General features: G+C 70.9%; 16 protein-coding genes. 11 read left to right on the top strand and 5 right to left on the bottom strand.

Going from position 1 to position 24,423, the window contains the following annotated elements:
* The first annotated feature begins 43 nt into the window (after positions 1–43).
* The 4 genes from AB0E88_RS06430 to AB0E88_RS06415 all read left to right on the top strand — a co-directional run bounded on the left by AB0E88_RS06430 (position 44) and on the right by AB0E88_RS06415 (position 5,937).
* Entirely contained in the window at positions 44–844 is an 801-nt protein-coding gene (locus AB0E88_RS06430; protein WP_361624752.1) for an ATP-binding cassette domain-containing protein, read from the top strand.
* Entirely contained in the window at positions 841–2,133 is a 1,293-nt protein-coding gene (locus AB0E88_RS06425) for a sugar ABC transporter permease (protein WP_361624749.1), read from the top strand. The genes AB0E88_RS06430 and AB0E88_RS06425 overlap by 4 nt, the downstream gene beginning before the upstream one ends.
* A 218-nt stretch (positions 2,134–2,351) precedes the next feature.
* Complete coding sequence (gene dxs / locus AB0E88_RS06420; protein WP_361624746.1) at positions 2,352–4,271, top strand: 1-deoxy-D-xylulose-5-phosphate synthase; 1,920 nt, start codon at positions 2,352–2,354, stop codon at positions 4,269–4,271.
* Between the two features lie 142 nt (positions 4,272–4,413).
* Entirely contained in the window at positions 4,414–5,937 is a 1,524-nt protein-coding gene (locus tag AB0E88_RS06415) for an amino acid permease (RefSeq protein WP_361624743.1), read from the top strand.
* Between the two features lie 71 nt (positions 5,938–6,008).
* Here the strand turns inward: AB0E88_RS06415 and AB0E88_RS06410 are convergent, their stop codons facing one another.
* Both AB0E88_RS06410 and AB0E88_RS06405 read right to left on the bottom strand, forming a co-directional pair.
* Complete coding sequence (locus tag AB0E88_RS06410) at positions 6,009–6,389, bottom strand: NTP pyrophosphohydrolase (RefSeq protein WP_361624740.1); 381 nt, start codon at positions 6,387–6,389, stop codon at positions 6,009–6,011.
* Positions 6,390–6,451: 62 nt separating this feature from the next.
* Entirely contained in the window at positions 6,452–7,549 is a 1,098-nt protein-coding gene (locus tag AB0E88_RS06405; protein WP_361624737.1) for an LCP family protein, read from the bottom strand.
* 188 nt (positions 7,550–7,737) lie between these two features.
* Between AB0E88_RS06405 and galE the strand changes: the two genes are divergently transcribed.
* From galE to AB0E88_RS06370, 7 genes are all read left to right on the top strand, one after another.
* A complete protein-coding gene (galE, locus tag AB0E88_RS06400; protein ID WP_361624734.1) occupies positions 7,738–8,724 on the top strand; it encodes a UDP-glucose 4-epimerase GalE in 987 nt (328 codons plus the stop codon).
* A 174-nt stretch (positions 8,725–8,898) separates the two neighbouring features.
* Positions 8,899–10,014, top strand: coding sequence for a hypothetical protein (locus AB0E88_RS06395; RefSeq protein ID WP_361624731.1), 1,116 nt, complete (start codon positions 8,899–8,901; stop codon positions 10,012–10,014).
* A gap of 40 nt (positions 10,015–10,054) precedes the next feature.
* On the top strand, positions 10,055–11,620 hold the full coding sequence (locus AB0E88_RS06390) for a hypothetical protein (RefSeq protein ID WP_361624728.1): 1,566 nt from the start codon (positions 10,055–10,057) through the stop codon (positions 11,618–11,620).
* Positions 11,621–11,977: 357 nt separating this feature from the next.
* Entirely contained in the window at positions 11,978–13,270 is a 1,293-nt protein-coding gene (locus AB0E88_RS06385) for a CDP-alcohol phosphatidyltransferase family protein (protein ID WP_361624725.1), read from the top strand.
* A gap of 23 nt (positions 13,271–13,293) precedes the next feature.
* Entirely contained in the window at positions 13,294–17,775 is a 4,482-nt protein-coding gene (locus tag AB0E88_RS06380) for a glycosyltransferase (protein WP_361624721.1), read from the top strand.
* A complete protein-coding gene (locus AB0E88_RS06375; RefSeq protein ID WP_361624718.1) occupies positions 17,765–18,556 on the top strand; it encodes a rhamnogalacturonan acetylesterase in 792 nt (263 codons plus the stop codon). The genes AB0E88_RS06380 and AB0E88_RS06375 overlap by 11 nt, the downstream gene beginning before the upstream one ends.
* The gene (locus AB0E88_RS06370; RefSeq protein ID WP_361624715.1) at positions 18,553–19,302 is read left to right on the top strand and encodes an Ig-like domain-containing protein; all 750 of its coding nucleotides are present in this window, start codon (positions 18,553–18,555) and stop codon (positions 19,300–19,302) included. The genes AB0E88_RS06375 and AB0E88_RS06370 overlap by 4 nt, the downstream gene beginning before the upstream one ends.
* 74 nt (positions 19,303–19,376) lie before the next feature.
* Here AB0E88_RS06370 and AB0E88_RS06365 read toward each other — a convergent pair whose 3' ends face one another.
* The 3 genes from AB0E88_RS06365 to AB0E88_RS06355 form a co-directional block, all read right to left on the bottom strand.
* Positions 19,377–21,506 carry a 3-hydroxyacyl-CoA dehydrogenase NAD-binding domain-containing protein gene (locus AB0E88_RS06365; RefSeq protein ID WP_361624712.1) on the bottom strand — a complete coding sequence of 710 codons (2,130 nt, stop codon included), beginning with the start codon at positions 21,504–21,506 and terminating at the stop codon, positions 19,377–19,379.
* Complete coding sequence (locus tag AB0E88_RS06360) at positions 21,503–22,723, bottom strand: acetyl-CoA C-acyltransferase (protein ID WP_361624709.1); 1,221 nt, start codon at positions 22,721–22,723, stop codon at positions 21,503–21,505. The genes AB0E88_RS06365 and AB0E88_RS06360 overlap by 4 nt, the downstream gene beginning before the upstream one ends.
* Positions 22,724–23,054: 331 nt before the next feature.
* On the bottom strand, positions 23,055–24,335 hold the full coding sequence (locus tag AB0E88_RS06355; RefSeq protein ID WP_361624706.1) for a ribonuclease D: 1,281 nt from the start codon (positions 24,333–24,335) through the stop codon (positions 23,055–23,057).
* Between the last annotated feature and the right edge of the window lie 88 nt (positions 24,336–24,423).

Here is a 24,423-nt window from a genome sequence, read left to right as displayed (position 1 = left end):
ACTCTTCTGCACAACCCTTCCGCCGGGTCAGGCGGCGAAGGAGATGGTTCACGTGTCCGCTACGCCCGTGCTGGCGTTGCGCGGGGTCTCCAAGCGGTTCGGTGCCGTTCAGGCGCTCACCGACGTAGAGCTTGAGGTCCACGCCGGTGAAGTGGTCGCCCTGGTGGGCGACAACGGCGCCGGAAAGTCCACGCTGGTCAAGACGATCGCCGGCGTGCACCCGATCGATGAGGGCGCCATCGAATGGGAGGGCAGGAAGGTCTCGATCAGCAGGCCGCACGACGCCCAGGCCCTGGGCATCGCGACGGTCTACCAGGACCTCGCGCTCTGCGACAACATCGATGTCGTCGGCAACCTCTTCCTCGGCCGTGAGCTGAGGAAGTGGGGCGTCCTCGACGAGGTCGAGATGGAGCGCCGCTCGCAGGAACTGCTGCGCACCCTCTCGATCCGCATACCCAGCGTCCGGATCCCGATCGCCTCGCTCTCCGGCGGTCAGCGCCAGACCGTGGCCATCGCGCGTTCCATGCTCGGCGAGCCCAAGCTGGTCATCCTCGACGAGCCCACCGCCGCCCTCGGCGTCGAGCAGACCGCACAGGTGCTCGACCTGGTGGAGCGGCTGCGGGAGCGCGGGCACGCCGTCATCCTCATCAGCCACAACATGGCCGACGTCAAGGCCGTCGCCGACAAGGTCGCGGTCCTGCGTCTCGGCCGTAACAACGGTGTCTTCGAGGTCAAGACGACCTCGCAGGAAGAGATCATCTCCGCCATCACCGGCGCCACCGACAACGCAGTGACCCGCCGTGCGGCCCGCACGACCAGCGCGACCGGGGAGGTTTCCAAGTGAGCATCGACAAGACCTCCGCGACCGAGCAGGACGAGCAGGTCGTGAACCCCGAGGCGGCCGCCGGCGCCGACGTCGCCGTCGACCCCCGGCTCCTCGTCCGCGAGCAGGGTCTCGCGGGCTACCTGGGTGAGTTCAAGCGCAAGGTGAAGGCGGGCGAGCTGGGCTCCATGCCCGTCATCCTCGGCCTGATCATCATCTGCATCGTCTTCCAGAGCCTGAACTCCGAGTTCCTGTCCTCGCAGAACATCAGCGACATCACCGTCACGATGGTCGGCACGGGCATGATCTCCGTCGGCATCGTGTTCGTGCTGCTCCTCGGCGAGATCGACCTCGCGGTCGGCTCGGTCAGCGGCGCGGCCAGTGCCATCGCCGCCGTCCTCGCCGTCAACCAGGGCTGGCCCGAATGGGCGGCCGTGCTCCTCGCGATCGTCGCCGGCTGCGCCATCGGCGCCGCGCACGGCTTCTTCTTCGCCGTCCTCGGCGCTCCCGCCTTCGCCGTCACCCTGGCCGGTCTGCTGTTCTGGCTCGGCTTCATGCTGAAGATCCTCGGCGAGAACGGCACGATCAACCTCGACAGCGAGGGCTTCATCGGCAAACTGACCACGTACTTCTTCACCGACGTGGCCGCCGCGTACGGGCTGGCCGCCGTCGTCGTGGTGGTGTTCTTCCTCTCCTCCTTCCTCGGCAACCGGCGCCGCGAGGCCGCGGGCATCCCGTCCCGGCCGCTGAGCGACACCGTGCTGCGGACGGTGCTGCTCGCGGTGATCTCCTTCGCCGCGGCGTACATGTACAACCAGTACAAGGGCCTGCCGCTGGCCACGGTGATCTTCCTCGCGTTCCTGATCGCCACGGACTTCCTGCTGCGCCGTACCACCTACGGCCGCAAGGTGTTCGCGCTCGGCGGCAGCGTCGAGGCCTCCCGGCGTGCGGGTATCAACGTCACCGCCGTGCGGATCTCCGTGTTCGCGATCTCCGGTGGGTTCGCGGCGATCGGCGGCTTGTTCCTGGCGTCGAAGATCGCCTCGGCCAACCAGAGCGCCGGCACCGGTGACCTGCTGATGAACGCCATCGCCGCGGCGGTCATCGGTGGTACGTCGCTGTTCGGCGGCCGCGGGCGCACGTGGAACGCGCTGCTCGGTGTGCTGGTGATCGTCTCCATCCAGTACGGCCTGCAGCTGGAGTCCATCGCGGAGCCGGTGAAGTACATGATCACGGCGGCTGTGCTGCTGACCACGGTGGTCATCGACTCCATCACCCGTAAGACGCAGAAGACCGCCGGTCGGGCCTGACGCGTCATCGCCGTGAAGGTGCGGGTGTGACTGCGCGTGCCGGTCCGTCGTGGCTGGTCGCGCAGTTCCCCGCGCCCCTTCGGGCGGGACCGGTGCCCGGTGCCTTTCAGGTGCCGGGCACTGCTGTGTCATGGGGGCGGACATCGTTTCCGCGGGCGGAACATTAGACTCGACAAGCCCGGCAATTGCTCGATCAGCTCTACTGCAAGGAGGCACGGGTGCCGCTGCTGACCCGCATCACGGGACCGCGCGATCTGGACCGGCTCACCCTGGAGGAGCTGGACCAGCTGGCCGGGGAGATCCGGACCTTCCTCGTCGAGGCGGTCTCCAAGACCGGCGGCCACCTCGGTCCGAACCTCGGCGTGGTGGAGCTGACCATCGCCCTGCACCGCGTCTTCGAATCGCCCAAGGACAAGGTGCTGTGGGACACCGGCCACCAGTCCTACGTGCACAAGCTGCTCACCGGCCGGCAGGACTTCTCCAAGCTGAAGATGAAGGGCGGCCTGTCGGGCTACCCCTCGCAGGCCGAGTCCGAGCACGACGTCATCGAGAACAGCCACGCCTCCACGGTGCTCGGCTGGGCCGACGGCATCGCCAAGGCCAACCAGCTGCTCAAGCGGGACGCCCACGTCGCCGCCGTCATCGGTGACGGCGCGCTGACCGGCGGCATGGCCTGGGAGGCGCTGAACAACATCGCCGACGCCAAGGACCGCCCGCTCGTCATCGTCGTCAACGACAACGAGCGCTCCTACGCGCCGACCATCGGCGGCCTCGCGAACCACCTCGCGACCCTGCGCACCACCGACGGCTACGAGCGCTTCCTGGCCCGCACCAAGGACCTCCTGGAGCGCACCCCGGTCGTCGGCCGCCCCCTCTACGACACGCTGCACGGCGCGAAGAAGGGGCTGAAGGACTTCATCACCCCGCAGGGCATGTTCGAGGATCTCGGCCTGAAGTACGTCGGCCCGATCGACGGCCACGACATCGAGGCCTTGGAGTCCGCGCTGGCCCGCGCCAAGCGGTTCGGCGGCCCGGTGATCGTGCACTGCCTCACCGAGAAGGGCCGCGGCTACCAGCCCGCCCTGCAGGACGAGGCCGACCGCTTCCACGCCGTCGGCAAGATCCACCCGGACACGGGCCTGCCGATCGCCACCTCCGGTGCCGACTGGACGAGCGTCTTCGGCGACGAGATGGTCAAGCTCGGCAAGGAGCGCAAGGACATCGTCGCCATCACGGCCGCGATGCTCCAGCCCGTCGGCCTGGACCGCTTCGCCAAGGCGTTCCCGGAGCGCGTCTACGACGTCGGCATCGCCGAGCAGCACGGCGCCGTCTCCGCGGCCGGCCTCGCCCACGGCGGGCTGCACCCCGTCTTCGCGGTGTACGCCACCTTCCTCAACCGCGCCTTCGACCAGGTCCTCATGGACGTGGCCCTGCACAAGTGCGGGGTGACGTTCGTGCTGGACCGGGCCGGCGTCACCGGCACCGACGGCGCCTCGCACAACGGCATGTGGGACATGTCGATCCTCCAGGTCGTGCCCGGCCTGCGGCTCGCCGCGCCGCGCGACGCCGACCAGGTCCGCGCCCAGCTGCGGGAGGCCGTCGAGGTCGAGGACGCGCCGACCGTGGTCCGCTTCTCCAAGGGCGCCGTCGGCCCCGCCGTACCGGCCGTGGGCCGCGTCGGTGGCATGGACGTGCTGCGCGAGCCGGGCACGGACCGCCCGGACGTGCTGCTGGTCTCGGTGGGCGCGCTGGCCCCGATGTGCCTGGAGATCGCCGGCCTGCTGGACAAGCAGGGCATCTCCACCACCGTCGTCGACCCGCGCTGGGTGAAGCCGGTCGACGAGGCGATGGCCCCGCTGGCCGAACGCCACCGGGTCGTCGTCACCGTCGAGGACAACAGCCGCGTCGGCGGTGTCGGCTCCGCCGTCGCGCAGGCCCTGCGCGACGCCGGGGTGGACGTGCCGCTGCGCGACTTCGGCATCCCGCCGCGCTTCCTCGACCACGCCTCCCGCGCCGAGGTGCTCGCCGAGATCGGGCTGACCGCGCCGGACATCGCACGCCAGGTCACCGGCCTCGTGGCCAAGCTCGACGGCCGGTTCGAGCGCGCCGCCGCCGAGGTCGAGCCGGTCCGCGACTAGCCCCGACGTGCCGGAATGGGCCGGTTGCGCCACTGTGAAGAGTGGTGCGACCGGCCCGTTTGCGTGATGAGGCCCACGGTGGGGCATACGCACCACACCCCCTCTCGACCCTGTCGAGGACGACACAGCGTGGGAGGTCACCGTGAGCAGCACCCTCTTCCGGACGAAAAGGGTCGAGCAGTCGATCGCCGACACCGAGGAACCCGAGCACGCGCTCAAGAAATCCCTGTCCGCGCTGGACCTGACCGTCTTCGGCGTCGGTGTGATCATCGGCACCGGCATCTTCGTCCTCACCGGGACGGTCGCCAAGAACAACGCGGGTCCGGCGACGGCGCTCGCCTTCGTCGTGGCGGGCGTGGTCTGCGCCCTGGCCGCGCTGTGCTACGCCGAGTTCGCCTCCACGGTCCCGGTCGCCGGGTCGGCGTACACGTTCTCCTACGCCTCCCTGGGCGAGTTCCCCGCCTGGATCATCGGCTGGGACCTCGTCCTGGAGTTCGCCCTCGGCACGGCGGTGGTCGCCGTCGGCTGGTCCGGTTACATCGCCTCGCTGCTGGACAACGCGGGCTGGCACCTGCCCGCGGCGCTCGGCACCCGCGACGGCGCCCACGGCTTCGGCTTCGACATCCTCGCGGCCGCGCTGGTCCTCGTCCTCACCGGCATCCTCGTGGTCGGCACCAAGCTCTCCGCGCGCGTGACCTCGGTCGTCGTGGCGATCAAGGTGACGGTCGTCCTCATCGTCATCATCGCGGGCGCCTTCCTGGTCAACGGCGACAACTACCACCCCTTCATCCCGCCGCAGAAGGCGGTGGAGGCGGGCGGCAGCCTGAAGTCGCCGCTGATCCAGCTGATCTTCGGCTGGGCTCCGTCCAACTTCGGGGTGATGGGCATCTTCACCGCGGCGTCCGTCGTCTTCTTCGCCTTCATCGGGTTCGACGTCGTCGCCACGGCCGCCGAGGAGACCAGGAACCCGCAGCGCGACATGCCGCGCGGCATCCTCGGCTCGCTGTTCATCTGCACGGCGCTCTACGTCGCCGTGTCGATCGTCGTCACCGGCATGGAGCACTACACCAAGCTGTCCATCACCGCGCCGCTCGCCGACGCCTTCAAGGCCACCGGGCACCCGTGGTTCGCCGGCCTGATCAGTTTCGGCGCCGCGGTGGGCCTGACCACGGTGTGCATGATCCTGCTGCTGGGCCAGACCCGGGTCTTCTTCGCGATGAGCCGCGACGGGCTGCTGCCGCGCTTCTTCTCGCACGTCCACCCGCGGTTCAGGACCCCGCACCGGCCCACGATCCTGCTCGGCGTCCTCATCGCGATCCTCGCCGGCTTCACCCCGCTCAGCGAGCTGGCCGAGCTGGTGAACATCGGCACGCTGTTCGCGTTCGTGGTGGTCGCCATCGGTGTGATCATCCTGCGGCGCTCCCGGCCCGAGCTGCCCCGCTCCTTCCGCACGCCGTGGGTGCCCGTGATCCCGATCCTGTCGGTGTGCGCCTCGCTGTGGCTGATGCTCAACCTGCCGGCCGAGACATGGGTCCGCTTCGGCATCTGGATGGCGATCGGCTTCGTCGTCTACTTCCTGTACGGCCGCACCCACAGCCGCCTGGCCCGCGGCGAACGGGTCCCGGCGGGCGAGTCGGCGGGCCCCGGCACCGGCACGAGGCCGTGACTGCGCAGCAGGAAGGCGGACCGGCCGGGCCGCACGCCTCGGGCGCGTAGCGCCCCGCCCGGGGCGGCGGCTCAGCCGCGTACCGCTCGCGGGCCGGTGACCTCCGCGCCGAGTTCCGTGACGCGGCGGCGCAGTTCGCGGTCGGCGGTGACGACCAGGCAGCGGCGGCCCGTGGCGCGGGCGACCAGGTCGACCATGTGGTCGTCGCCGCTGCCGGGGGCGTCCTCGACGCGGACACCGGGCACGGAGGGCACGCCGCGGGCGGCGCCCTCGACGACGAGGACGATGTCCACGGCCCCGCCGTCGGCGTCGTATCCGGGAAGCCCCCGCTGCGCCAGCCGGTCCCGCAGCCGTTCGGCGGCGCCGCGCCGGTCGCGCCACCAGCCGTCGGGCACCGACCCGACGACGTTGGCGCCGTCGACGATCACGAGCAGGGGGGTGCTGTCGTCCATGGGGCCAGCCTCGCACGGCGCCCCGGAGCACGGGGCCGGGCGGTCGCGGTGCTGCGGCGGGCTCAGCCGCCCTTCGCGGGGGACTTCTTCGCGGACTCCGGGATCTCGGTGTCGCTGCGCAGCGCCTTCCACAGCGACGACGCTTGCGGCTCGGCGGCCACGACACGGTTCGGGTCGACCTTGTCGTACGCCACCGGGAGCATGATCGTCTCCATGGTGTCCGGGTTCACCCCGTTCAGGCTGCGGCCGAACTCCGCGAGCTTCGTCAGCGAGGCGAGGTCGGAGTCGGTGGTCAGCGCGGCGGTGAGCTTGTCGGCGATCTTGTAGGTCTTCGTCGGGCTGCCCAGCAGGTCCTGCTTCTTGATCTCGGAGAGCAGCGCCATCATGAACTGCTGCTGCAGTCCGATACGGCCGAGGTCGCTGCCGTCGCCGATGCCGTGCCGCGTGCGTACGAACTGCAGGGACTGCGTGCCGTCGAGGCGGTGGGTGCCGGCGCTCAGGTTCAGTCCGCTGGACTTGTCGTGGATGTCCTGGTCGACGGTGACGGTGACTCCGCCTATGGCGTCCACCAGTCCCTTGAAGCCGGCGAAGTCGATCTCCACGTAGTGGTCCATGCGGACGCCGGACATCTGCTCGACGGTCTTCACCACACAGGCCGGACCGGCCAGCGAGTAGATGGAGTTGAACATCACACGCTTCGCGGAGGCCACCGCCGAGCCGTCCGACCTGGTGCACTCGGGCCGGGTCACCAGGGTGTCGCGGGGGATGCTGACGGCGACGGCCTGGGTGCGGCCCTCGGGTATGTGCATCACCAGCGCGGTGTCCGAACGGGCCCCGGAGACATCGGCCTTGTCCAGCGCGGCGTTGGCCCCCGCGCGCGAGTCGGAGCCGAGGATCAGGATGTTCTGCCCGGAGGTCGGCAGCTTCTCGGGCCGGTCGTCACCGATCGCCTTGTCGATGTCGACACCCTTGATGTTCCCGTCGAGGTCGCTGTAGAGCCAGTAGCCGGTGCCGCCGGCGACGAGCACGAGGACCCCGAGGGCGAGGAGGATCTTACGACCGGTGCGGCGCTTTCCGGTTCTGCGCTTGCCCCCTCTGCCGCCACGGCGCCTGGACGGCGCGTCCGCATCGCTGCTCTGGGGCGTCGAGACGTGGCTCATCCTGCTTCGAGTCCTCGTGAGGTCATGGCCCGTCAGGGCCGCTGCTGTGGGGCGTTGAGGACTCGGGTGTGGGGAGAGCCGGTCCGTGGGCTGCCAGAACGATCGTGTCACTATAGGCAGCCGATCAACCGATCATGCGCTAGATATGACGCATTTGTAAACGCGCAGCGAAGAATTAGTATGCGCGCATGACCTGGCTGATCACTGGCGGAGCGGGATTCATCGGAGCGCACGTCGTCCGCGCCATGCTGGAGGCGGGTGAGGCCGTGGCGGTGTACGACGACCTGTCCACCGGCGACCCCAAGCGCGTACCCGACGGCGTGCCCTTCGTCCACGGCTCGGTCCTGGATCCGGAGCTGCTCCGCTCGACCCTGTCCGACCTGCGCATTTCCGGCATCGTCCACCTCGCGGCCAAGAAGCAGGTCGGGGAGTCGGTGGAACGGCCGCTGTACTACTACCGCGAGAACGTGCAGGGCCTGCAGACGCTGCTGCAGGCTGCCGCCGACGCCGGTGTGCGGCGCTTCCTCTTCTCCTCCTCGGCCGCGGTGTACGGCATGCCCGATGCCGACCTCGTGACCGAGGACACACCCTGCTCGCCCGTGAACCCGTACGGGGAGACCAAGTTGGCGGGGGAGTGGCTGGTGCGGGCGGCCGGCCGGGCCCATGGCATGACCACGGCCTGCCTGCGGTACTTCAACGTCGCGGGGTCGGCCGCCGACCACCTCGCGGACACCGGGGTCTTCAACCTGGTCCCGATGGTGTTCGAGAAGCTCATGCAGGGCGCCGCGCCCGTCGTCTTCGGGGACGACTACGACACCGAGGACGGCACCTGCGTACGGGACTTCATCCACGTCGAGGACATCGCCTCGGCGCATGTGGCCGCCGCGCGTGCCCTGGGGGACCGGGAGCCGGGCAGTGACCTGACGGTCAACATCGGTCGCGGTGAAGGCGTTTCGGTGCGCGAGATGATCGCGCTGATCGGCGAGGTGACGGGCCATGGCCCGGCCGCGGCACCCCTGACGGCGCCGCGTCGCGCCGGGGACCCGGCCCGCGTCGTCGCGTCGGCCGAGCGCGTACGCGCCGAGCTCGGCTGGACCGCGCGTCACGACGCGCGAGCGATGGTCGCCTCCGCGTGGGCCGGCTGGTGCGCGCGCCATCCGGCGGCCCGCGCCTGAGCGGAAGGCACTGCCGCCGGCGGCGGTGAACCGGCTCCGGGGCCGCGGCCCCGCGTCGCACGCCCCGGGGACCGGTCGGTGGCCGTGCATGCCCTCCGGCAGTCGAACATATGATGCAGTGGCCAGGCCGCGGTCCGATCGGGGCCCGGCCGACGGGAAGGACGACGACGGACCATGCGGGCCACTAGCGCGCTCGACCACGGGCGACGGCAGCGGGCCGACGGCATCGCACCGGGCCCGTCGGGCACGCTCCCGGCAGTGTTGTCCGGACCGTGGGCGGTGCTCGGGCACGACGGCAGGCTCATGGTGTTCGCCCACGTCGACCAGGCCGTGCTGCGCTGGACCGAGACCAGGCCCGCCGGCCCCGGCTGGTCGGGCCCGGACGTCCTGCCGGCAGAGGGCGTGGGCCAGATCGCCCTCGCCCAGGGCGGCAACCGCTATGTGCATCTGATCGGGCGACGTGTGCGCGGCGCCGACGACGCCGCGCCGGACGTGGACCTCGTCTACGCGGTGCAATATCAGGCCGGGCGTCCGCTCAGCGAGTGGCGCTCGGTCGGCAATCCCCATGCCAAGCGGGAGCGGACGGCTCAGATGGGGGCGCCGGCCGCCACGGTGGACGCCGCCGGCACGCTGTACGTCTTCGTCCCCACGGCCGAGGGACGGGTGGCACTGCGCCGCGAGGACGCCCAGGGGCGCTGGGAGCCCTGGCGCGATCTGCAGGTGGCCGCCGCTCTGGACACGCCGGCGGCGGGCGCCACGTCGACGGGCGGGGTGGAAGTCCTCGCCCCTGCTTTCGACGGGGCCCTGACCTGGTATCAGCGGCAGCCTGGCGGGCCGCTGGAGCGAGGGCACGATCTCGCGGTGGCGCCGCTCCCCGGTTCGGTGACCGCGGTGGAGACCTCGCCCGGCCGCCTCACGTACCTGCTGACCGATGTACGCGGCGGCGGGATCGTCGTCGTGCGGCCCGGCGAGTGGCCGGTGCGGGTGGGCGGGAACCCGGGCGACGGGCGCCATGCGGGGCTCGTCACCGTGCTCGACGGCTACCCCTGCATGGTGCTCGCCCACCGCGACGCCGCGGGGCGGATCGTGCTCGGCGTCTGTCCCGTGGAGGACGAGCGCAACGGGGTCTGGTGGATCGACACCGCCATGGCGTGCCTGGGCGACCCGGTGCTCGCCCTGGACGGGCACGGCCGGGTCGTGGTCCTCGCCGTCGCACCGGACGGCGACGTGATGCTGGCCCGCCAGGAGGAGGGGCCGGGGCTGACGCTCGGGGACTGGAAGCGCATATGACCGTGCCGGGAGCCGCTCCCGCGCCGAGGGACGTGAGGACATGACGCGAAGGACCGACCGCCGACCGGGAGCCGCCGCCGGCCCGACGGCGACCGGGCAGACGGTCGCCGTCGTCGTTCCCGAGCCCGCCGACGCGGTGCCGCTCGTCGCGCTGCAGCCGTCCGGCGCGCGGATCGCGGTGGTCTGCATGCGGGCGGGCGGCAAGGAGTCGCGTGCAGCGCTCGATCGCGCCCTCACGGCGGCCGGCGAACGCGGCTGCCGGCCGCTCGGGGCCGTACGCGTGCTGGGCGCCGGCTCCGGCGGCGAGGTCGCGGCGCTGCTCGGCGCGCTCCGGGAGATCGAGCCGGAGCGTCTGCACACCCTGGACCCCGACCCCGTGCACGTCGCCCTCGACGAGGCGAGCGGAGTGCCGTCGTACGACGTGCCGGCACCGCACGCGGACACGGCGGCGCAGGCGCTGGCGGCTGCGCGCGCCTGGCAGCGGGAGACGGGGCGGCCAGTGTTCGCCGACTGTCACCGGGCCGGCTCGGACCCGGCGCTGGGGGCCGCCTCCTGCCGGCGCTACCCCGAGCCGGTGCACTGGCTGTCGGCGGGATTCGACGGCAGGTTGACCGCCTTCGCCCCGACGGCGGGTGGTGTGGTGCGCTGGTGGCAGGAGACGCCGGGCGACGCCTGGCGCGGACCGCAGGCGTGGGAGGGCGCGGGTCTGCTGCCGGGCCTGTGCGTGGTGCCCGACGCGCACGGGTTCCCGCACCTGTTCGGGCTGCGCCGGACCGCCCGTGCCGACGGCGGCGCGGACGTCGAGGTGGTCCACGCCGCCCAGTACGGCACGGGTCGGCCGCTGACGCCGTGGCTCTCGCTCGGGGGTCCGAACGTCGCCGCCCGGCTCAAGGGGCGGGAAGTCGGTTTCCCCGCCGCGGCCTTCGACGCGGCGGGCGCGCTGTTCGTCTTCGTCCGTAACTTCGGGCACAGCATCAGCTACCGCTGCCGGTCGGCCGACGGCTCCCTCACCGACTGGAACCACCTGGGCGGTACGCGGGTCGCCGACGACCTCGTCGCGGTGACGTCCGCGCACGGCGGAGTCGAGGTGTTCGCGCGGGCGCGTGACACCGCCGCGGTCGTGAGGTGGTACCAGCGCGCGGACGGCACCTGGACCGAGGACCGGACAGTGCCGTTCGCCGCCCGGCCCGGCACCCTGGCACCGGGAGCGGAGCCCGGTACTGTGTGCTATCGCGAATTCCACACCAACGAGGCGTTCGTGTGGGCTCCGGGCGCCCCGGCCCCGTACCCGCTGGGTGACGCCGGGGGGACCGGCCCCGTGGCGGCCGCACGGCCCGTGGAGGTCGACGGCTGGGCGTACTCGGTGCTGGCGCGCACGGGATCCGCGGGCGCCGGTTCGGTCGGCCTTCATCCCGAGGGCCGGCCGGACGCGGGGGTGTGGTGGCAGGACATCGCCGGCGAGGCGTACGGCACGCCATCGGTCGCCGTCGACCGGACGGGACGGCTCAGCGTCGCGTGCCGGACGCCGGGCGCCGGCCTGACCGTCGCCCACCGGGACGAGCGGGCCGGGTCGCTCACCTTCGGGGACTGGCGCTCGGTCGGCTGACCGGCATCCGGCGGGGCCCGCACTCGCGCGCAGTCGTCAGGGGCGGCGCGCACAGCCGTCAGGGTTGGCGCGCACAGCCCGGTCCTGAGGCCCGACGGCCTGACGCAGCGTAAGGCGGATGGCACGCCTCGTGTTGTTGTCTCCTGCGAAGACTGCAAATGGTTGTACGCAACACCATGTGATCCACATCGCGGTGTACACCAGGACGATTCAGATCGACATTCAAGTTAAAGATTGGTTAGAGTTCACGCTGTTCATGTGATCGAGGTGTGAAAATCTGTCCGATCTCTTGAATCCCTGCGGTGCATTGGTGTGTCCACAGGGCGATATGTCCTGCCTTGTGTGTACCGAGGGGTTATGGCCAAGCTGTCGCTGCGGGCTGTCCAAAAACTGACCTGCAAGAAGCGCGATGCCTGGTGGACCGTCTTCCTGGTCGACCCCGTGGCCACGCGCATGCTGATCGTCCTGGCCCGCTTCCGGTTCATCACGCCCAACCGTGTCACCTGGGCCGCGCTCTTCATCGGGCTGGCCTCGGCCGGCTTCTTCCTCAAGGGCGACACGCGGTCGCTGCTCATCGGCGCCCTGCTGTACCACCTGAGCTTCATCCTCGACTGCATCGACGGCAAGCTCGCCCGGCTCAAGGGCAACGGCACCGTCTTCGGCGGCTGGCTCGACTACGTCTTCGACCGCATCCGCGTGCTGTTCTGCGCACTGGCCCTGATGGGCGGTCAGTTCCTGCGCACGGACGACGAGCGCTTCCTGGTCGCCGCGCTGGTCGTGGTCTTCCTCGACATGCTGCGCTACGTCGACGCGCTGCAGATCTACAAGATGCGCCAGTCGATGCGCACCAAGATCGAGAAGGTCACCCGGGAACGCGCCGAGGCCGAGCGCGCCGAGGCCGAGCGCGCCGCGGCGGAGCACGCCGAGCGGGAGGCCCGCGCCGAAGCCGCCCGCGCCCGGCACCAGGCCGGCGACACCGCCGTACGGAGCGACGCGCCCCAGGTCGTCTTCATGGAGGACCTGCTGCGCGACAACCCCGGCACCCCTGTGGAGACACTCCGTCAGGAAGCCGGCGCCGGCAACGTGGTCGACCTGCACGAGCAGTTCCGCGGACAGTTCCCGTGGTACACCCGCATCCGCCGGATGATGCTGCGCACCCGGATCCGCCCCCACCTGATCAGCGGCATCGAGTTCCAGATGTTCATCTTCATCGTCGGTCCGCTGATCGGCCGGATCCTGCTGACCACCGTGGTCTCGGCGGCCCTGCTGATGCTCTTCGAGCTCGTGATCATGTACAAGTTCTGGCTCTCCACCCGTGACTTCACCCGTGTCATGGAGGAGCTCGACCCCACCCCGGTCACCGCCGGCACCATCGCCCCGCACCTGTACCGCGGCCGCCACCGTCAGGCCGCACAGGAGGCCCTGCTCGCCGACGAGCGATTCAGGGCCCCGGAACCGGACGACGATCCCGGCTTCCGGCCCTACCCGCAGCCGAACGACACCTCCCGCGAGTCCGACCTGCCCCAGGTCGCCCACGGACTCCCGCACGTACCCCGGCAGCCCGGCGACACCATGCCGCTCACCCGGTTCGGGTACGCGGCCTCCGCCGAGCAGTCGGGGAGGCCGGGGCTCCAGGACCACTCGCGATGACGCCAACCGCAGGACGACTTCCCATGCAGCAGGTGCACAACGGCGACAACTACTGGGTGACGGTGGTCATACCGGCCTACAACGCGGCCACCACCATCGGCAAGGCCCTCCAGTCCGCCGTGAACCAGACCTACGAGCTGGTCGAGGTGATCGTCGTCGACGACGCCTCCACCGACGGCACCCTCGAGGTCGTTGCCAACTTCGCCGGCAGCAACCCCCGGGTCCGGGTGCTGCGCCGCCCCGAGAACAGCGGAGGCGTCGGCGCCCCCCGCAACTGGGGCATCGCCCAGGCGGGCGGACGCTGGGTGATGTTCCTCGACGCCGACGACGAACTGCCGCCCCGCGCCTGCGAGCGGCTCGTCGAGAGCGCGCTGGAGACCGGCAGCGACATCACCGCGGGCAAGGCGCTGCGCGTCAACCGGGCCACCGGCGAGTCCGAGCCATGGGCGCCGGAGGTCTACGCCCTGGGCCGCACGGTGGCCGGCCTGGAGGAGTTCCCGCTGCTGCTGTCGGACCCGATCGCCGCCGCCAAGCTCTACAGCGTGGAGTTCCTGCGCTCGGCCGACGTGTGGTTCCCCGAGGGCGTCTACTACGAGGACACCTACTTCTCCACCGTCGCGGGCTGCCTCGCCCGGGGCATCACGGTGATCACCGAGCCCGTCTACCGCTGGATGTGGGAGACGGACGGCTCCTCGATCACCGGACGCACCGGTGAGCTGCGCAGCATCACCGACCGCATCGCCGTGCACCGGGCCACGGACGCGTTCCTGCTGGAGCGGGGCCTGTGGTCGCTGAAGGTCCGCAAGGACTCCAAGTTCCTCTCGCACGACCTGCGCCTGTACATGCGGGCCCTCGCCGAGGGCGACGCCGAGTTCCAGCAGCGGTTCGCCACCATCGTCAGCTCCTACCTCTTCTCCATCAGCGAGGAGGCGTTCGAGATGTGCGGCCCGGTGGACCGGGTCCGCGCCTTCCTGCTGCGGTACGAGGAGATCGAAGCCGCTCTCACCACGCTGGACTACACGCAGCGCAAGAGCGTCTTCTCCTCGCACCTGATGGAGGAGGACGGCCGGGTCTACTGGTCCGCCGACCACCTGCACCTGCCGGGTGCCCGCCGCATGCTGGACGTCACCGAACTGGGTCTCGCCGCCGCGTCGGTCTCCCAGGTGCCGCTCTTCGCCCAGCTCACCGAGTGGCGGCTCGACGGCACCGAGCTGGCCTACGCCGGCGAGCTCGTCAACCGCTTCGGCCGGATCGCCCGGGGCGACGCCCTGACCCTGCGACTGGCCGTGCGCAACCGGCACACCAAGACGGACGTCCTGGTGCCGGTCCCGAAGGTCTCCGTCGACGAACGCCACGTCACCTTCACCGGCACCGCCGACCTGGCCGGGCTGCTCGGAGACGACGCCGCCGACGACACGGTGTGGAACGTGTCGGTCGTCGTCGAGTGGAACCGCAGCCGCTCCCGCTCTCCACTGAACGTGCGCGACACCGACCTGCGCGGACTGGACTTCACCCGCGACGGCGAGGAGTTCGAGGGCTACCGCACCGTCAGCGGCAACCTCGCCTTCCGCTCGGCCGCGGCCGGCCGCCGTACCTTCGAGTCCGAGCAGAACGACCCCGGCGCCCCCTGGATGTGGTGGCGGGACCGGATCCACCCCCCGATCCCCTCGCTGACCCGTCCCTTCGAGCTGGCCGTGGTCGTGCCCTGCTACAACGTCGCCAAGTATGTGGACGACTGCCTGGGCTCCATCGCCGCGCAGCGGGGCTTCGAGACGACCCAGGTCATCCTGGTCGACGACGGCGCCACCGACGACACGCCGAAGATGCTCGACCACTTCGCCCGGTACTACGCCAACGTCACGGTCGTCCACCAGCAGAACGGCGGCCTGGGCAACGCCCGCAACAACGGCCTCGCCCATGTCACGGCGCCGTTCGTGACGTTCCTGGACTCGGACGACATCCTCGGCGAGGACGCTCTCGCCGCGATGCTCGAAGCGGCCCTGCGCGACCGTTCCGAGATCGTCATGGGCGACCTCGTCAACTTCCCCGACCGGCCCTACGGCCCGTGGAAGCAGTACTTCGGCGGCGGGGACCGCGTCTTCGACGACTTCGCCGAGATCCCTGACATGATCTTCAGCGGCTCCGCCTGCAACAAGCTCTTCAGCACCGATCTGCTGCGCCGGCTCGGCCTGCGCTTCGGCGAGGGCGTGCACTTCGAGGACGCGTGGCTCACTCTGCCGGCGATGCTCCGCGCCGGCCGTATGAGCCTCGTCGACCAGCCGGTCTACTGGTACCGAGGCCGCCCCGACGGCTCGTCCATCATGGACAGCCTGTGGAGCAAACCCGCCAACTACCGGGACCACCTGCGGCTGAACCACTTCCTGCTGAACTACAGCGCCGAGGAAAGCCCCGCGATCCGCCGCATGTTCCAGCGCTACGCCACGCGCACCTACAAGGGCTTCCTGTGCAACGCCCGCAACGTCATGGGCCGTGGACAGCTCGCGGAGATGTTCCCCGACATCCACCGGCACTACGCGGAGATCCCCGACGACGTCATCACCGAGTTCGTCACCAGCGCGGCCCAGCAACTCGATCACTACGCCGCCAAGACCGGCAACTTCGAGATGTTCTGTGACCCCGAGCCGGTCCTCGCCGCGGCCCCGCTCGTCGTCGAGATCGACGACGACGGCTTCTACCGCACCTTCCCCGGGGGCGTGCGCGCCAGCACGGCGGCCCGGGTGAACGACCCCAACGTCGTCGTCGAGAGTGTCCGCAGCCGCGGCGACGTGCTCGTCCTGGAAGGCTGTATGGCCTTCCCCGGCATGAACCTCGCCGGCCCCCTCGCCAACCGCCTGGAGCTCGTCTACCAGAGGAGCGACCAGAAGGTCACCGTGCCGATCACCCAGGTGTACCGGCGTGACCTGTGGAACGCCCGGTCGGGACGCGATCTCTACGCCGGCTGGTACGCCGAAATCCCCGAACGGGTGCTGGCACAGGCCGGTGCGGGCGTCGGTGACTTCAGGCTCCGGGTGCACCGCATCGACGGCGAACGGCACCGCAACGTGGTGATGAAGGCCCGCCTCGCGCTGCACCGGCTGAAGGGCCCCGGGCAGGTCGGCCGTCACCGCTACCTGCTGACCATCGGCGCACGCGATGCCCTGCACCTGCGTCTGGTGGGCACCGGTGCGATCGCGCGTATGCGCCACGCCCGTTGGCGCACGGCCCGCGAGCTGCGCATCCTCAAGACGCGCAACCCCGGCTGGCGGATGAGGCTCGCCTACTGGCTGACGTACCCCTTCCTGAACTCCAAGGAGATCTGGCTCATCGGCGAGCGCTCCGACACAGCGCAGGACAACTCGTACCACCTCTTCAAGTGGATCCGGCAGAACCGCCGGCGCCGCAACGCGTACTACGTCATCGACGCGGCGTCCGCCGACTACGCCAAGGTGGCGCAGTACGGCCATGTCCTGAAGCTCGGTTCGTTCAAGCACCGCATGTACTTGCTGCACGCGACGAAACTCATCGGCTCCTACGACTCCGAGTCCTACCTGGTGCCCAAGGGCTACAAGAAGGCGCTCTACCTGCACCGTTTCGGTGAACTGATCAAGTATCAGCGGGTGTTCCTGCAGCACGGCGTCACGTACAACGACGTGACGACCGGTGCCGACCAGCGCATCTCGAGCAACGACCTGCTGGTGACGGCGGGCCGGCAGGAGAGCGAGTTCATGGCCCAGGAGGCGGGATTCGGTGACCGGGCGCAGCCGGTGGGCTTCCCCCGCTTCGACGCGCTGAAGCGCGAACCCAGGGACAGACCCCGCATCCTGCTGATGCCGACCTGGCGCCAGTGGATCGTCACCGCCTCCTACAAGAAGGCCTCCGGCCCCGCCCGCACCAGCTTCACGCAGTCCGAGTACTACCGCTTCTACCGGTCCCTGCTGGCCGACCCGCGCCTGGGCCGGGCCCTCGAGCACTTCGGCGTCGACCTCGAGTTCTTCCCGCACTACGAGATCCGGCCCTATCTGCACACCTTCCAGCTGTCCTCGCCCTCCATGCACGTGGCCGACCCGCAGACGCGCAACGTGCAGCAGGCGATGAAGGAGTGCTCGCTGATGGTGACCGACTACTCCTCGGTGTTCTTCGACGTGGCGTACATGGGCATCCCGCTGGTGTACGTCCCGTTCGACGAGGAGGACTTCTACGGCCGCCACTACAAGCGCGGTTACTTCACCCTCTCCGAGGACGGCTTCGGCCCCGTCTGCCGCACCGTCGACGAAGCCGTCGACGAGATCATCGCGGCGGTGGAGCGCGGCTTCACGGTGGAAGAGGTGCACCGGGCACGGGTGGAGGAGTTCTTCGTGCATCGCGGCGGCGGCAACTGCGAGCGGGTCTACGCGGCGATCGCCGCCCTCGGTACGGCCTCGGCGGCCGCACTGGCACCCGCCGGACCCGTCGGTGCGCTGCGACCGGACGTGAGCGTGTCGACGAGGTGGACCGATGCTGCGTGACGGGACCGCGCGCATCTTCGTCGCCGGTGACTCCAGCGTGTGCACCCGCGAGCTGTCGAGGGCGCCCATGACGGGCTGGGGCCAGGTGCTGCCGCTGTTCTTCACCTCCGCGGTCGAGATCGTGAACTGCGCCCGGGCGGGGGCGAGTTCGCGCACCTTCGCCGAACGCGGACGCCTCGGCTGGATCCTGGACCACATCCGCCCGGACGACTACCTCATCACCTCCTTCGGCCTGAGGGACCACAAGCCGGAGAAGGAGTGGCGCACCGAGGCCTTCCACGACTACCAGCGCCACCTGCGGGCCTTCGTCGACGGGGCCCGCGACCGGGGAGCCCACCCGGTGTTCGTGAGCTCCCACGAACGCTGCACCTGGGACGAGCACGGCAATCTGCGGCAGGTGTTCGGGGAGTACCCGATGGCCATGCGGGAACTCGCCGCGGAGACCTCCACTCCCTACGTCGACCTGTACGCGCAGAGCCTCGAGTGGTGGGCGCAGCTCGGTCCGCAGGGCACCCGGGACCTGTTCATGTACCTCGCCCCCGGCCTGTACCCCAACTATCCCGAGGGCATCGAGGACAGCACGCACCTGCTGCCCGAAGGGGCCGTGGCCTGCGCGCGGTTCGTCGCCCATCAGCTCGCCGCCCGGCAGATCGTGCCCCCGCACTGGGTCACCGCGCTCGACGTGCCGGCCTTCCCGCCGACCGCGCTGGGCTGGATGGACGACGCGGAACACGCCGCCCTGGTCCGGGCGCGGACCAGGGGACAGGGGAGCACCCTGTGACCGAGGAACCGCAGCAGACCGAACCGTTCCTCCTCGCCCGGGTGCACGGAGTCCAGCCCGACGCGCCGCACATCCGGCTGACCGTGGAGCTCACCGCCGGGGCCGACCCCCGGCTGCCGCTGGCCCCGGGGCAGGAGGTCCGCTTCGCCGTCAGCCTGCTCCCCGAGGGCCCCGGCCACCGCTACTACGGCTATGTGATGACGCAGCCCTTCGACCGCGTGGCCCGGGTCGACGGGCTCGCCGGCATCAGCCTGCTGCCGGCCGGCGACCGCTACGCCACCTCCGTGGAAGCGGGCGCCACCCGCATCGCCCGGTTCACCGCGGTCGTCCACCACGACGTGCCCGCGGGCGCCTTCCTCATCCCGCAGGTGCGCGCGGGGATCATCGCCCACGGCGGATCGAGTCTCACCAGCAGCACGCATTCGGTGAAGCAGTACGGCTACCGGATCGCCTCCCTGCCCGCGCAGGGCCGTGTGCTGCAGGTGGCCCCCGGCTGTCCCGGAGTGCTGCGCGGGCTGACCGAGGGGCTCGGGGAGCGGGTGCGGCTCGTGGGTGTGGGACCCGCGCTGCGTGGCGCCACCACCGTGGAGCCCGACGGCACCGTCGTCTACACCCCGTTCCCGGGCCAGGCCGGTTACGACCGTTTCGCCTACGTCCTGGACGACGGAGACGGCCGCCTGACCCGAGGGCAGGTCACCGTGTTCATCGGCGAGCTGCCCGCGGCGCCGGGCGTGCTCGGCGGCTGACAACCGGCCGGGACCGGACCGCACAGCAAGGAGGGCCCCCGCTCGGTGCGGGGGCCCTCTTCAGCTGTCCGTTGTCACGCCGGGACCGACGCCACGCCCTGGGCCAGGAACGTCTTGCCGTTGACGCGCTCCGAGACGCCCTCGCGGTCCAGGTACGGCGTGATGCCGCCCAGGTGGAAGGGCCAGCCGGCGCCGGTGATCAGGCACAGGTCGATGTCCTGGGCCTCGGCGACGACGCCCTCCTCGAGCATCAGGCCGATCTCCTGCGCCACCGCGTCCAGGACGCGGGCGCGCACCTGCTCCTCGGTCAGGACGACATCGCCCTGCTTCAGCAGCGCGGCGACCTCCGGGTCCAGCTCCGGCTTGCCGCTGTCGTAGACGTAGAAGCCGCGCTTGCCCGCCTCGACGACCGCCTTGAGGTTCGGGGAGACCTTGAAGCGGTCCGGGAACGCGCCGTGCAGCGTCTCGGAGACGTGCAGGCCGATCGCCGGGCCGACCAGCTCCAGCAGGACCAGCGGGGACATCGGCAGGCCGAGCGGCTCGATCGCCTTCTCGGCGGTCTCGACCGGGGTGCCCTCGTCGATGACGTTCTGGATCTCGCCCATGAAGCGGGTCAGGATGCGGTTCACGACGAACGCCGGGGCGTCCTTGGTGAGGACCGCGGTCTTCTTCAGCTTCTTGGCGACGGCGAAGGCCGTGGCCAGCGAGGCGTCGTCGGTCTGCTCGCCGCGGACGATCTCCAGCAGCGGCAGGATCGCGACCGGGTTGAAGAAGTGGAAGCCGACGACCCGCTCGGGGTGCTTCAGCTTCGACGCCATCTCCGACACCGACAGCGAGGAGGTGTTGGTGGCGAGGATCGCGTGCGCCGGGGCGACCGCCTCCACCTCCGCGAACACCTTCTGCTTGACGCCCATCTCCTCGAACACGGCCTCGATGACGAAGTCCGCGTCCGCGAAGCCCTCGGCCTTGTCCAGGACGCCGGTCACCAGCGCCTTGAGGCGGTTGGCCTTGTCCTGGTTGACACGGCCCTTGCCGAGCAGCTTGTCGATCTCGGCGTGGACGTAGCCCACACCCTTGTCGACGCGCTCCTGGTCGATGTCGGTCAGCACGACCGGCACCTCGAGGCGGCGCAGGAAGAGCAGGGCGAGCTGCGAGGCCATCAGACCCGCGCCCACGACGCCGACCTTGGTCACCGGACGGGCCAGCGACTTGTCCGGCGCCCCGGCCGGGCGCTTGCCGCGCTTCTGCACCAGGTTGAAGGCGTAGATGCCGGAGCGCAGTTCGCCGCCCATGATGAGGTCGGCGAGCGCCTGGTCCTCGGCGTCGTAACCCTGCTGGAGGTCGCCGTTCTTGGCGGCGGCGATGATGTCCAGGGCGCGGTAGGCGGCCGGGGCCGCGCCGTGCACCTTGGAGTCGGCGATGAACCGGCCCTTGGCGACGGCCTGGTCCCAGCCCTCACCGCGGTCGATCGCCGGACGCTCGACGACGATCTCGCCCTTGAGGACGGCCGCCGTCCAGATCAGCGACTGCTCCAGGAAGTCCGCGCCCTCGAACAGCGCGTCGGCGATGCCGAGCTCGTAGACCTGCTTGCCCTTGAGCTGCTTGTTCTGGTTGAGGCTGTTCTCGATGATGACCGTGACGGCCTTCTCGGCGCCGATCAGGTTCGGCAGCAGCGTGCAGCCGCCCCAGCCGGGGACCAGGCCGAGGAAGACCTCGGGCAGGGAGAACGCCGGCAGCGCCGCGGACACCGTGCGGTAGGTGCAGTGCAGGCCGACCTCGACGCCGCCGCCCATGGCCGCGCCGTTGTAGTACGCGAAGGTCGGGACCGCGAGGCCCGAAAGGCGCTTGAAGACGTCGTGGCCGCCCTTGCCGATGGCGAGCGCGTCCTTGTGCTCCTTCAGCAGCTCGACGCCCTTGAGGTCGGCGCCGACGGCGAAGATGAACGGCTTGCCGGTGATGCCGACGCCGACGATCGTGCCCTCGGCCGCCTCCTTCTCGACCTGGTCGACGGCGGTGTTCAGGTTCGCCAGCGACTGGGGGCCGAAGGTGGTCGGCTTGGTGTGGTCGTGGCCGTTGTCGAGCGTGATGAGCGCGAAGCGCCCGGCGCCCAGCGGCAGGTCGAAGTGGCGGACGTGCGCCTGCGTGACGACCTCGTCCGGGAACAGCTCGGCCGCGCCCTTCAGGAGTTCAGCGGTGGTGCTCACTTGTCGCCTCCGTCGAAGTGCGGGTTCTCCCAGATGACCGTCGCGCCCATGCCGAAGCCGACGCACATGGTGGTCAGGCCGTAACGGACGTGCGGCTGCTCCTCGAACTGGCGGGCCAGCTGCGTCATCAGGCGGACGCCGGAGGAGGCCAGCGGGTGGCCGAACGCGATGGCGCCGCCGTACTGGTTGACACGGGCGTCGTCGTCGGCGATGCCGTAGTGCTCGAGGAAGGCCAGCACCTGCACGGCGAAGGCCTCGTTGATCTCGAACAGGCCGATGTCCGAGATGGACAGGCCCGCCTTGGTGAGGGCCTTCTCGGTGGCCGGGATCGGGCCGTAGCCCATGACCTCCGGCTCCACGCCCGCGAAGGCGTAGGAGACCAGGCGCATCTTGACCGGCAGGCCGTGCTCGCGGGCGAAGTCCTCGCTCGCGATGACGGAGGCGGTGGCGCCGTCGTTCAGACCGGCCGCGTTGCCCGCGGTGACCCGGCCGTGCACACGGAACGGCGTCTTCAGGCCCGCGAGGCTCTCCAGCGTGGTGCCCGGGCGCATCGGCTCGTCGGCGGTGACCAGGCCCCAGCCCGTCTCGCCGCCCTCGGGGTTGGTGCGGCGCACCGAGATCGGCACCAGGTCGGCCTGGATCTTGCCGTTGGCGTACGCCTTGGCGGCCTTCTCCTGCGAGCGCACCGCGTACTCGTCGGCGCGCAGCTTGGTGATCGAGGGATAGCGGTCGTGCAGGTTCTCCGCGGTCATGCCCATGAACAGGGCGGACTCGTCGACCAGCTTCTCGCTCACGAAGCGCGGGTTCGGGTCCACGCCCTCGCCCATCGGGTGGCGGCCCATGTGCTCGACACCGCCGGCGATGGCGACGTCGTAGGCGCCGAAGGCGACGGAGCCGGCGACCGAGGTGACGGCCGTCAGGGCGCCGGCACACATGCGGTCGATGGAGTAACCGGGGACGGACTGCGGCAGGCCCGCGAGGATGCCGGCCGTGCGGCCGATGGTCAGGCCCTGGTCACCGATCTGCGTCGTCGCGGCGATGGCGACCTCGTCGATCGTCTTCGGGTCGAGGCCGGGGTTGCGGCGCAGCAGCTCCCGGATCGCCTTCACGACGAGGTCGTCGGCACGGGTCTCGTGGTAGATGCCCTTCGGGCCCGCCTTGCCGAACGGGGTGCGGACGCCGTCGACGAAGACGACGTCCCTGACGGTACGAGGCACGATGGCTCTCCTCCAGGGTGCGGGGTGGCACTGCTGCGGCACGCATGCACTGAGCGCGCGCTCAGCCCCATGCTACTTATGAGTAACGTAGCTGCCCAGTCCCCACGACCGGAGCGGCGAAGGTCACACCTAGGGGGACGGTGAGGAAGCCGAGCTTGGCGGACGGTGAGGAAGCCGAGCTTGGCGAGATCCCGACGGCGCGTCCGCCCGGGCGCGAGGGCCGCGCGGTCCCCGAGCGGCGCGGGACCGCGTCGACGAGCGGCTGCCGCCGCGTGGCCGCGAGCAGCCACCGCGCACCAGCGGCCGCCGTACGGCCCACATCCCCCGGCGCCTAGGCGGACAGCGCCGCCACCAGCACCGGCGTCACCAGCTCCACCTGCCAGGCCCGCGCCCCGTGCCCCGCCAGCGCCGCCGCGACGGCATCCGCGTCGACGGCCTTCGGCGGCTCCCAGCACACGCGCCGCACGGTGTCCGGCGTGATCAGATTCTCCTGCGGCAGATTCAGCCGTTCGGCCAGCGCGGACACCCCGGCCTTCGCCGCGGACAGCCGCGCCGCGGCCGCCGGGTCCTTCTCCGCCCACGCGCGTGGCGGCGGCGGCCCGGTCACCGGCTGGCCCTGCTGCGGCAGCTCCGCCTCCGGCAGGGCCTTCGCCCGGTCGACGGCCGCCTGCCACTGCTCGAGCTGGCGCCGCCCCACGCGGTGCCCGAAGCCGCTGAGCGCGGCGAGCGCGTGCACGTTGGACGGCAGTGCCAGCGCCGCCTCCACGATGGCCGCGTCGGAGAGCACCTTGCCGGGCGAGACGTCGCGGCGCTGCGCGATCCGGTCCCGGGTCTGCCACAGCTCGCGCACCACGGCCAGCTGCCGGCGGCGGCGGACCTTGTGCATGCCGGACGTGCGCCGCCAGGGGTCCTTGCGCGGCTCGGCCGGCGGGGCGGAGGCGATCGCGTCGAACTCCTGGCGGGCCCACTCCAGCTTGCCCTGGCGCTCCAGCTCCTTCTCCAGGGCGTCGCGCAGGTCGACGAGCAGCTCGACGTCGAGGGCGGCGTAGCGCAGCCAGGGCTCGGGCAGCGGGCGGGTGGACCAGTCGACGGCGGAGTGGCCCTTCTCCAGGCTGAAGCCGAGGACGTTCTCGACCATCGCGCCGAGGCCGACGCGCGGGAAGCCGGCGAGGCGGCCGGCCAGCTCGGTGTCGAACAGGCTGGTCGGCACCATGCCTATCTCGCGCAGACACGGCAGGTCCTGGGTGGCGGCGTGCAGCACCCACTCGGTGCCGGCCAGTACCGCGCCCAGCTCCGACAGGTCGCCGCAGGCCACCGGGTCGATCAGGGCCGTCCCCGCGCCCTCGCGGCGCAGCTGGACGAGGTAGGCGCGCTGGCCGTAGCGGTAGCCGGAGGCGCGCTCGGCGTCGACGGCGACCGGTCCGGAACCGGCCGCGAAGGCGGCGACCACCTCGGCGAGCGCCGCGGGGTCCGCGACGACGGGCGGAATGCCCTCGCGCGGCTCCAGCAACGGGATCGGCGCCTCCGTAGCAGAAGATCCGCCGTCGTCCGGAGGGGCGCCTCCGGTGGTTCGCAGTGAAGTGTCTGCTGCGGTGTCGTGGGCGTCGGTCACGTGTCAAGGGTATCCATGCATGGACGGCGCCCCGCCACGGGACCTTAACTAGAGGGGGGCCCGGGGGGCGGAAAACCGTCAGCGGGCG

The organism is Streptomyces sp. NPDC028635, assembly GCF_040637635.1.
Classification (GTDB): Bacteria; Actinomycetota; Actinomycetes; order Streptomycetales; family Streptomycetaceae; genus Streptomyces.
This window is presented reverse-complemented; position numbering and strand designations above follow the sequence as displayed.